Annotated in this window: 11 protein-coding genes; all 11 read right to left on the reverse strand. The window is 39.2% G+C overall.

Translation table 11 applies throughout. The annotated features are described in order from the left end of the window. Positions 1 to 118: 118 nt before the first annotated feature. The 11 genes from JV36_RS0109860 to JV36_RS19705 all read right to left on the reverse strand — a co-directional run bounded on the left by JV36_RS0109860 (position 119) and on the right by JV36_RS19705 (position 6860). Positions 119 to 919 carry an alpha/beta hydrolase gene (locus JV36_RS0109860; protein WP_235207819.1) on the reverse strand — a complete coding sequence of 267 codons (801 nt, stop codon included), beginning with the start codon at positions 917 to 919 and terminating at the stop codon, positions 119 to 121. Between the two features lie 142 nt (positions 920 to 1061). Continuing rightward, positions 1062 to 1739 (reverse strand): hypothetical protein, encoded by a 678-nt coding sequence (locus JV36_RS0109865; RefSeq protein ID WP_032095863.1) that lies wholly within the window; start codon positions 1737 to 1739, stop codon positions 1062 to 1064. A gap of 128 nt (positions 1740 to 1867) precedes the next feature. Next, a complete protein-coding gene (locus tag JV36_RS0109870) occupies positions 1868 to 2485 on the reverse strand; it encodes a hypothetical protein (RefSeq protein ID WP_032095864.1) in 618 nt (205 codons plus the stop codon). Between the two features lie 640 nt (positions 2486 to 3125). After that, positions 3126 to 4019: a hypothetical protein gene (locus tag JV36_RS0109880; RefSeq protein WP_152561530.1), complete on the reverse strand. Its 894-nt coding sequence runs from the start codon at positions 4017 to 4019 to the stop codon at positions 3126 to 3128. A gap of 158 nt (positions 4020 to 4177) precedes the next feature. Next, on the reverse strand, positions 4178 to 4477 hold the full coding sequence (locus JV36_RS0109885) for a hypothetical protein (protein WP_032095867.1): 300 nt from the start codon (positions 4475 to 4477) through the stop codon (positions 4178 to 4180). A gap of 133 nt (positions 4478 to 4610) precedes the next feature. Next, positions 4611 to 4958: an integrase core domain-containing protein gene (locus JV36_RS19875; protein WP_081926590.1), complete on the reverse strand. Its 348-nt coding sequence runs from the start codon at positions 4956 to 4958 to the stop codon at positions 4611 to 4613. Beyond that, positions 4873 to 5118: a DDE-type integrase/transposase/recombinase gene (locus JV36_RS20040; protein WP_032095869.1), complete on the reverse strand. Its 246-nt coding sequence runs from the start codon at positions 5116 to 5118 to the stop codon at positions 4873 to 4875. The genes JV36_RS19875 and JV36_RS20040 overlap by 86 nt, the downstream gene beginning before the upstream one ends. Then, positions 5118 to 5417, reverse strand: a complete 300-nt coding sequence (locus tag JV36_RS20045) for an IS3 family transposase (RefSeq protein WP_081926591.1) — start codon at positions 5415 to 5417, stop codon at positions 5118 to 5120. Before JV36_RS20045 ends, JV36_RS20040 begins: the two co-directional genes overlap by 1 nt. Beyond that, the gene (locus JV36_RS0109895) at positions 5369 to 5728 is read right to left on the reverse strand and encodes a transposase (RefSeq protein ID WP_052010145.1); all 360 of its coding nucleotides are present in this window, start codon (positions 5726 to 5728) and stop codon (positions 5369 to 5371) included. The genes JV36_RS20045 and JV36_RS0109895 overlap by 49 nt, the downstream gene beginning before the upstream one ends. Before the next feature lie 85 nt (positions 5729 to 5813). Next, positions 5814 to 6317: a hypothetical protein gene (locus JV36_RS0109900; RefSeq protein WP_032095870.1), complete on the reverse strand. Its 504-nt coding sequence runs from the start codon at positions 6315 to 6317 to the stop codon at positions 5814 to 5816. 114 nt (positions 6318 to 6431) lie between these two features. Beyond that, the gene (locus tag JV36_RS19705) at positions 6432 to 6860 is read right to left on the reverse strand and encodes a hypothetical protein (RefSeq protein ID WP_032095871.1); all 429 of its coding nucleotides are present in this window, start codon (positions 6858 to 6860) and stop codon (positions 6432 to 6434) included. Between the last annotated feature and the right edge of the window lie 152 nt (positions 6861 to 7012).

Raw genomic sequence — 7012 nt, forward strand, 5'->3', positions numbered from 1 at the left:
CCAGCGAGTTTGTTGCAGGCCACACAGTGGCCTTAGCTAATTGGTCAAACTTGGTTGGCTAAAATTAACGAAGAAGCAGCGAAAAGCCAACTCAATTTTGTCTAGATTTAACCGCTTTTTATATGCCGAGCTTTTGTTGGTGCTGAAATAATCCTTTAAGGGAATTATAGAGTCCGGCCGCCATAGTAAAGTCATGACCCTCATGTTCAAACTCATCAAATCGCACATTAAAATCAATATTACGATTTCTTAAAATTGTTTGAGCTAGGGAGTCATAAACTTGTCGCATCTCGCCACTTTCACTACCTATACCCATATAAAGATAATTTTGAATATGTTTGGCTGTGGTGACATATTTTTTTGTAGCTTGAGATGTTTCTCGCTCTCCCCACCACACAGCAGGACTGAATGCTAAATGCCCCTGAAATAAATTAGGACGAGATTGGAAGCTATGAATAACCAAAAGACCCGCAATTGAATGCCCTGCAATCACATTATGGTCATTAGTTCGGTATCTTTTATTTATTTCTGGAATAAGCTCAGTCTCTAAAAAATCCAAAAATTTATCACCACCACCGCCTTCTCCAACAGGCCCTCTTGGACCTCTGTTGACTGTGGGCGCAAAATCTCTCAAACGGTTACTGCTAGTAACGCCGACAATAATGTGTTCATTTGAGCCTTTAGATAAATGTAGCCTTTGCAGCATTCCATTAACCAGCTCACCATTGGTTTCACCATCTAGAACAAATAAAACCGGATATTTTTTTGTTGTATCTGACTTATAGGATGGCGGCAACGCTACAATTATATTTGGTGTCTCTACCATATTTGTTGATTGGGGAATTTTCATGCTTACGAAACTCGACGCATTAATTCCGATTGAAAAGAAGGCTGTAAGTACTAAAAAAACAATTTTCAAAATCTAAAACTCCGTTTCTGGCTGAAATTTTTAAAGTGCTTATAACGCCTACTAAGAGGCAAATAAAAGTTGGTTAAAATATGTGACGAAGGAGCAAAAACCAACTGTTAATTGTCCTTTTGAGTGACTTGTTATGTGTATTTTACACTGAACCAAATATTTCCAATTTATTGGTATCAAGATCGAAAGTAGATAAAACCTTAGATTTAACTGAATAAATAAGTTTAACTCCTTCTTTAAGCACCACTTTACCCAGTAGCTGATTAAACAGCCACTCCCTAGGCATAGATTCAGCAATGATTGAGTCTTGAACCAATGTGCCACATTTATAAATTTTTTGCGTTAGTTGAAAAGTATTCAATTGATGATGACACTCAATTATGCAAGTGACTTCTTTTCGCTTCCAAGTTTTTTCAATATGAACCCATTCGCTTTTGAAACCAACGGATTTAAACTTTTCTATGGCATAAAACACTTCTGTTTTAGGTAACTCAGTATATTTTTCAGCAACCTCAAAACCATGTTTTAGAATATTCTCGAAAGCTAAATATTTTTCATCATCTGAGTGAATGAAACATCCTAAATCTAGTGAGATATTAACATAGGCAATTGCAGGGTCTTTTGCCTGCCTATACTCAGTTTCTATTGGAGATTTAGAGCAATTTATAACTAGTCTTGAAAATTCACTACGAAAGTTAAGTGGATATAAGAGCCTTTCAATGAAATGAACCATAGATCTAGAATTTACAATTACAGTTTTTTGTTCTTCTTCGGTGTACGTACTATCTAAAACTAATTGAATATCCCAAAATCGAGTCATACTCACAACTTTCCTAATACACATAACTTTCCAATAAGGGGCGCAGACATGTGGGGCATAATAGCCGAAGGCGCGCCATGTTTGTGTCCCAGTGTGCCCGCTCTTTGGCACACGACTTGAGCGTTTTGTTAGGCACGTGCTTCAACGTCCTTTAGTCTGATAAATGCCAAAATGAATATTATTGCCATAATATCTATGCCAAAAGTCTGAAGTGGTAGCGTTTCCGTGAATTTGTAAAAATTAAAACCAGGAGAAAACTGAGCATCGAATCCTAGTGAAAATTCCTGTCCCCAACTTAGGACGATGTTGATATAACCAAGCCCAGCATAATTTATATAGAAAGAACCAAGATTTAAACTAACGACTTGAAGAATCTGATTTAGTATAGAAAGCCAATACCATTTCGTTAAAAGTTTGATTGCCGTTATACCAGCAATCGCATTTAACACAATTAGAGGAATGGCAATTGAGACAGTAAGAACAGTGACACCTTGTCCAAAAATTCCGCTATATATAATCAGAAGACTCAATACTATTGCCGCGCCAATTTGAAAGTAACCTACCGTTGTTACTTTTAGCTTATCTAGATCATATTCTTTGGCTTCATTTTTAGCACTAAACTGCGCTATTTCCTGTTGCCTTAGGTCTAACTCTTTCAGGAACGCCGGATAATTTTGTGATTCTGGGTCAATATTTTTTTGGACGTCCAAAAGATCATCTGTTGAGTATTTTGAATAGTCGACCAATTTAAAAACTCCTTTTAAGTGCCTAACACCGTTTTAAGCAGTGGGACGGCGCTCTTCCGGCACATCCGTCTTCAAAACTTTTGTTAGATTTCGTCAACATTATTCATTACCTTGTAGAGTAAAACTGACATAAATATTGCGAACAAATTCAATGTTATAGTCACGCTACCAATCGACCAAGATATGAGAAGCGTAAACCCTAGGCTTAAGTAAAACGAGAAATTCAACGTCTCAAAACTAACAATCTGTAAAATATATATCCAAAATGCTACCTTTATTGACTTTAAACTCCCTCTATAAATCTTAAAGGCGATAAATAAATTTACTAATACCCCAATCGGAATGAAGAACGCCATTAATAAGACAAGCGGTTCGATGTTTTCATGGTCTGCAAAAATGAGAACCGTAGTCCCCAGTAAAGACGCACTTAAAATACTCGAAATAACTAGAGCAACCACTGCTACTTTACTGTACTTATTTTTCTCCATAAAAATTAAACATCCTTTTAGCGAGAAATCTAACATCCCACTAAGGGGCGATAACACATCGGCTAAAATTAGGAGCGAAGTGACGCAGCCCATGTGGTAGCGTCCCAGCGAGCGAAGCGAGAGCCTTGAGTAGTCTGTTATAAACCCGATCTCTATTTATTTTTTTGAAAATCATACTGAGCTTTTACATCATCTAACAAATATTTAGCATCGCTAACTATCAGTTGTTGGGCCTCACTCGATTTCAATTCAAAAACATTTTCAATGCCTTCGTCGTACAAGTGATTTAATTCACGGTCATCACAAGTTTTAATCCATCTTCCTTGGCCTAAAGCCGTAACTTGCTCGTTGGGTTGCAAAACCCCTTCTTCAAATTTTAAATCTTCAGCATAGACTCCAATAAACCGCTTTGGCTCAGTGCCTATAGACTGTAACGCCAACACACGGTTTTCGTTTTCCTCTGTTGTCAGAAACCCACCCCTATCTTTCATGTAAGTACTCTCATCATGCACTTTATCTAAGTGTACAATTACCTTAGCCTCATCTGTGCGGATTAGAGCCAGAGCATCTTCACACTTTATTAAGAAGGGTTTCGAAGTTTCTACATATTTTGAAGTTTGCCACGCTTCCTCTGTCCTAGACTTAGCATTAACTCTTTGCACCTTTTCTGAAAATTTGAACGTGTAAGCTGAACATTCTCGTTGAGTCAATGGGGCAATTAGTGGCTGAGCCAAAGAAACAAGATTCCCTTGAATACGCACAATATCATTATCTCTACAGTTGGATATTTTAGATCTTGCCTTCTGTTTAAACGTTCTAATTAGCTTTCCTTTACCCCAAAAAAAAGAATAGGTCTTTAGGAGTAACATAGGTATCAAAACAACTCCGCTAAGGAGAAGTAACCATCGATTAAGTTCAGATGCCCATAGATTTCCAAACCACTCGGAATGCTCCGAAAGCTCCCAACCTCCAAACGCAAGCAGAAAAAACAATCCAAAGCCTAAGAACATACCCAAGTAATGTCGTACGGTTTCGTTAACTTTCAAATACAGTCCTTCTTAAATGAATCGGAATAATTCCCTTAGGGTTTATAACTTTTAAATAAGAGGCGCTGGCACGTAGGGCATAATGGCGAAGCCGCCCTGCGTGTATGCGTCCCAGCCCGCGAAGCGGGCGAACTTAATTTTTTTGTTATACGCCATACCTAAAGCTTCAATTCTTCATCTACCGGATCTTGGTAAGTAATAACGCTAAATCTGTTCTCTTTAGCATAGTTAAAGGCTTGCTGAAGCAAAGGTTTTGTGATTTCTGCATCACTAGCCACTTTTCCAGTTTTTTTAACGTCAATTTCATTCCAGCCCAAATCGCCAAGATAAAGCGCAACATCCTCGATTATTTCTTTTAAATTCTCATCTCTGGAAAACATATTAAATGCATACCGTTTTCCCTTTTCGAAACGTCCATTTTCTTCTGTAAACTCAGCTGTTCCGTGTAATAAAAGCATCAGGTATCAATCTCTGGCGTATAACTTTGAGCTAAGGGGCACAAACGTAATGCGAAAATAAGCGAAGCTCGCATTGCGTTTGTGTCCCAGGAGAGTTCCCCCACAAAAGTGGACACTCGTTTTAATTGTTAAGTTACATACTTTCATATTGCTGTGGTGTTTTAAAGTTCAACGATGAGTGTATTCGCTGATTATTGTAATACTCCTCAAGATACCATTGCGTGGTTTTCCGTAAGTGGCTTTCATCTTTAAACCTCTCGCCGTGGTATGCTTCGGTCTTAAATGTCCTAAAGAACGTCTCAACGTAGATATTGTCTGTCATCTTTCCTTGCCGGTTCATGCTTGGCTTTATCCCACACTTCTTTAGATGATTCTGATAGTCGTGACACGCATATTCAGTTCCTTTGCCCATCGAGCGACCAACCGATGACTTTTCGGGAGTACATATCGAGAACAACTGCCAGGTATATAAACTGTCCATTGAGTTTTAAATAGCTTACATCGCCACACCATTGTTGATTTGGGCGGCGTGGGATTACGTGATTCAAGATAAGGTTGCCTACCTTGTTGCAGGTGTTTTCTGGCAGAGGGTGGCGTCGATATATTTTAGCGGCTTTACCGACTAGTTTTTGTTCGCGCATTATTCGCGCATTATTCGCTCAATCCTTTTGCGGTTAACTTGCCAGCCTTGTGCCTGCAGATGCTTATGAATGCGAGGACTGCCGTAATTTCCTTTATGAAGGATGTAAAGACGATGGATTTCTTTCGTTAACTCAGTATTCAGCGCTTGGCGACGGCTAAGCCCTTTATGAAACCATTTATAAAAGCCGCTCGTTGAGACTTGCAATTGAGTGCAAAGGTATCTGATGCTAAATTCATCACGTCGTTCGTTTATGAACGAGAATTTTTCTGACTTTGTTCCTTCAGATACCCCTCCCACTTTTTTAGGAAGTTGTTTTCCTTCTGAGCGTCCGCTAGGGCTTTTTTGAGCTTCTCAATTTCTTTGTCTTTACTGAGCTCTTTGTTGTTATCAGAAGTCTCTTTAGTCATTGAAATTCTTCTCGTCGGCTTTTCTTCAAATTTACCTGCTTTGTACTCTTGTCGCCAACGATAAATCATTATCGGATGTAGCCCTAGGATGTCCGCAATATCCTTCGCTTTGACGTCCAATCCTAGCGTTAACTTAACCACTCGAATTTTAAATTCCAGTGAATATTCAACGACTCGTTCTGCACTGACTATTTTCGCCATTTTGCACCTACCTGATATTTGGTTAGGTGTCTACTTTATAGGGGGAGCTCTCCAGTGAGCGGCAGCGAACGGCTTAAGCGTGTTGTTAGCTCGAAATTGTAAAAATCTTTCGATGTTTGGCATACATTTCCTCTGCATGGTTGTGAATTGACGGCATTCTTATAATCGTGCCTTCGTCTCCTTTTATCGAGCATGGGTAACGACCTGCCCATGTTGTCGCTTCGGTTAATAGTTTCAAAGACATTTCGTATTTAGTTGCAAGTTCGGAGTCAACTAATTTAGCTAGTTTTAACAAGTCATGGGTTTTAATTTGATTCGGAAATTCTGGGTTAGGTAAAGGGCTTTCGTATGACAGACTTCCGAATTTCTGGTATACCCAAACAGCTTTAAATAAATTTTCTAGTGCTAGCCCATAGAGCAATGAGCAAACATTTTCCAATTCACTTTTTTCAAGTGGCGATATTAATTTATCGGCCTGTTCTTTAGAAATTCGAGCGCTACCTACAAGAGCTCTAGAATGTGCAAACCATGCAAGAGGGTCGAAAAGTCTCTCAGCAAACATATTTTTAATAACATCATCAAAATTCATTATTCCGCCTAGAGCTAACTTTCCAATAACAGGCGCAGACATGTGGGGCATAATGGCGCAGCCGCCCCGCGTGTATGCGTCCCAGCGAACGAAGTGAGTGTGTTGATTGGGTTGTTATGCATCAAAAACCCCAAACAACCTAGTGTAGTTTTTTACATATGTATTAGTTGTTACCAACGGCCACAAAAATAATCCATTGGCGAAAACAGGAAAAGCGATAATGACCGCGAATTCTGCGCTAGCCTCAAAAACGCATGAAATACCAAATAACACTCCTAATAAGAAAGTAACAATAGTGTATGTCCTATACCAGCCCAGCTTTTTGTAAAGGGTTTTAAACTCAAAGTCGTTAGTAATACCATTGATGCATAAAAAAAGAACGACACTAGATGGAATAAGCAACACAATGCTAATGGGGCTGGCTTTGCTGATAGCTAAGCAAATTAGATAAACGAAACCAGTAGCCAGTGACCAATGAAACACTACACCCTTATAAATATATTGCCTATTAAATGGGTCGGAAAGAATAGGGGTACGGTTCATAATTTCACTTTGATGCACAACTTTTAAATAAGGGGCGCAGGCACGTAGGGCATAAGGGCGAAGCCGCCCTGCGAGTTTGCGTCCCAGCCCGCACAGCGGGCGTGCTTAATTTTTTTGTTATATGACATTTCTCAATCAGCCACTAAGTTAAC

Source organism: Alteromonas sp. LOR, from assembly GCF_000753865.1.
Taxonomy (GTDB): domain Bacteria; phylum Pseudomonadota; class Gammaproteobacteria; order Enterobacterales; family Alteromonadaceae; genus Alteromonas.